This window comes from Mesorhizobium sp. M7A.F.Ca.CA.001.08.2.1 (assembly GCF_003998455.1).
Lineage (GTDB): Bacteria > Pseudomonadota > Alphaproteobacteria > Rhizobiales > Rhizobiaceae > Mesorhizobium > Mesorhizobium ciceri.
In genome coordinates, this window is sequence record NZ_RZPW01000739.1 from 1 (window position 1) to 3,055 (window position 3,055).

3 protein-coding genes are annotated in these 3,055 nt (G+C 62.5%); all 3 read right to left on the minus strand.

Going from position 1 to position 3,055, the window contains the following annotated elements:
* The coding region (locus EN914_RS29995) for an MFS transporter (RefSeq protein ID WP_127389467.1) at positions 1–1,476 on the minus strand (1,476 nt) is incomplete at its 3' end.
* Between the two features lie 190 nt (positions 1,477–1,666).
* Positions 1,667–2,455, minus strand: coding sequence for an ATP12 family chaperone protein (locus EN914_RS30000; RefSeq protein ID WP_024505074.1), 789 nt, complete (start codon positions 2,453–2,455; stop codon positions 1,667–1,669).
* 11 nt (positions 2,456–2,466) lie between these two features.
* Positions 2,467–3,055: DMT family transporter (locus EN914_RS30005; RefSeq protein ID WP_164779013.1), on the minus strand; the 589-nt coding region annotated here is incomplete at its 5' end.

The following is a 3,055-nucleotide window of genomic DNA, read 5'->3' on the forward strand; positions in this document are numbered from 1 at the left end:
GTCCTTGACCGCCTGGTCGATCGGCACCGTCGCCTTTTCACCGGCACGGATGGCAGCGGCGTCCAGCTTCAGTTCCGGGTTGGCGGCAACAAACGCATCGAGCTTCTGGTCCGCAACCTTGGCTGCCGCGCGCTTCAGCGGATAGCCGCCGTCCTGCAGCGACATATTGACGGCCTTGATGAAGGCCGCTTCCTTGGCCTTGGCCTGATCACCGGCGGCGATGGCGTCATAGGACTCGACCGTCTCGTTGCCGATTTTGACAGATGCGGGTGTGCCGGCGGCAGCCGTCGACACCACGTCATAGGGAACCGAGTTCTTGGTCAGGAACGAAGTCGCGATATCGCAGGATGTCGTGAACTTCGCCGTGCCAACCGGATTGAACTGGAACTTGCAGTCGCCCGGCGCCGCGGTCACCGTCGCCCTGGTGTTCTGCTGCGCCGTGGCGAGTGCCGGATTGGCAGCCCATGTCAGTGCCTTGAACAGCGGGAAGGTGCAGACAATCGCCAGCGCAAGGCCCGCCATGATGATCGGCTTGCGGCCGATCTTGTCGGAGAGCCAGCCGAAGACGACGAAGAAGATCGAACCGACCGCCAGGGCGACCGCGATCATGATGTTGACCGACTGCGCGTCGACCTTGAGCACGTTGGTCAAGAAGAACAGCGCGTAGAACTGGCCATTGTACCAGACCACGGCCTGACCGGCGGTGAGGCCGAGCAGCGCCAGCAGTGCAATCTTGGCGTTCTTCCATTGGCCGAAGGCTTCCGTCAACGGCGCCTTGGAGCCCTTGCCCTCATCCTTCATGCGCTGGAAGGTCGGGGATTCGGAAAGCGAAAGCCGGATCCAGATCGAGATGCCGAGCAGCAGGAAAGACACGATGAACGGAATACGCCAGCCCCAGGCAGCATAGTTTTCCTTGCTCAATGAAGCCTGTACGATCAGGATCACAACCAGCGATAGGAACAGGCCGAGCGTCGCGGTGGTCTGGATCCACGAGGTGTAGTAGCCGCGCCGGTTGTCCGGCGCATGTTCGGCGACGTAAGTGGCCGCGCCGCCATATTCGCCACCCAGAGCCAGGCCCTGCAGCATGCGCAGGATGATCAGGATCACGGGAGCGGCGATGCCCAAAGTGGCATAGCCGGGCAGCAAGCCGACCAGGAAGGTCGATAGGCCCATGATCGTCATGGTGACAAGAAAAGTATATTTACGGCCGACAAGGTCACCGATGCGGCCGAACAGCAGTGCGCCGAACGGGCGCACAAGGAAGCCTGCGGCGAAAGCCAACAGCGCGAAAATGTTGCGGGTCGCTTCCGGAATGGCTGGGCTGAAAAAGGTCGAACCGATGAACACCGCCAGCGAGCCATAGAGATAGAAATCATACCATTCGAAAACGGTGCCGAGCGAGGAAGCGAAGATGACTTTCTTCTCTTCCCGCGTCATGCCGCGGCTTGTTCCGCCGGCGGTCGATGCTATTGCCATTGCGTTATCCTCCCGTGAGACCCGTTCTCAATGCTGCGCGACACTGTCCGCGTTCTCCTCCGAGCACGGACTCAACGACAGCCATCGGGGAAAAATGACAGAAAGCGCCCGCCAAAGGCAGCGCGTCTTTGGGATTATGACTTTGGTATTAGGTGCGCTGCGGGATGAAACCGGGCGAGTTGGGAAACCCCTAGCCCTTGAGCGCTTGCAGCAGGCCGGCGGCAGCCATCATGTCGCGCTTGCGAGCCGCGCGGCGGGCAACGGCCTCCGCATCCTGCCCCCAATGCTCGATCTGCCAGTCCTCGTCGACATGAGCAGCGGCCCAGGCAGCCTCAGCGTCGATCTCGCCGAAATCGACAGCCAGCGCCAGCAGCGCCGAACCGGTCAGCGACGTCATCACATGAATGGCGGCGAGCCGCAGCGGCTCGGCGCGCTGGGCAAGATGGCTGCCCAGCACGGCGATGGTCACGCGCGGCTGTTCGACATGGATGATGCCCTCGGCCAGATTGAAACGTGCTCCGAGTGTCCTCGCCCAGTCGATCACCGGATCCCAATGCTGATTCTGCCGCTCCACCAGCCCTTGCGGTGCGTCGGCGCGATAGCAGGTGAGATCGGATGAGGCAAAGCGCAGGATATCCTCCAGCACCGCCTGCGGGTCGCTGGCGACGCCATCGATGGCCGTGTTGACGAGGCGCATCACCGGCATCCTCACCGGATCGATGGTCTCGCTTTGGGCGGCGAACTCGTCGGCGACGAGCGCGGCTGCTGCCTCGGTCGGCAGCACCAGCAGCGCCTTGCCCGGCGTCCGCACCGGCTTGCCGTCGAGATGCACGGCAAAGCCATTGTCGACAGGTGCCACAGAGGCGGCCTTGTAGAAGCGCTTGGGCAGAGGCGTCTTCATCTGGATCTGGGCGCGGCGCACAGGATCCGGGTCGGAGAGATACTTGCCCGCTTCGAGGTCGTTGAGGATGTCACGCATGAAGGTCTCTCTTACACCGGCGTCAGCTTGCGCGCCGGCCGGTTGACGATGATCAGGCCGGCGGCAATCAGGCCAAGTGCCAAGAAAATGCGCATGGTCAGCGGCTCATTCAAGAACATGGCTCCGCACAGCACGCCGAAAACCGGCGACAGGAAGGTGAAACTGGACAGGCCTGACGCCGGATAGCGCCGCAGCAGCCAGAACCACAGCACATAGGTGAAGGCGACGATGTAGACCGCCTGGAAAAGCAGCGCCAAGGTCGGCAGCACGGTCGGGTCGCGAACGGGCGGGCCGGCGAGAGGCAGCACCAATACGCCCACGATCGCTGCCCCGGCGAGCTGGTAAAGCAGCAGCTTCTCGGCGCTCGCCTCAACCAGCTTCGACCGCTTGATGAGGATGTTGGTCAAAGCCCAGAAGAATCCGGAGCCAAGGCTCAGCAGATCGCCGAACAGCATGTCTCCGCCGCCGCCAAGCTTGTCGGAAAACACCGCGGCAAGGCCGGCAAAGGCCAGCAGCAGGCCAAGGAATTTTCTCAACGTGATCTGCTCGCCGAGCAGGAAATGGCCGCCGAGCAGCATCCAGAACGGCATGGTGTTGACC

Bases quoted from the DNA above. Each gene is read 5' to 3' on its own strand.
- EN914_RS30000 (WP_024505074.1), bottom strand. From the start codon at position 2,455: ATGCGTGACATCCTCAACGACCTCGAAGCGGGCAAGTATCTCTCCGAC.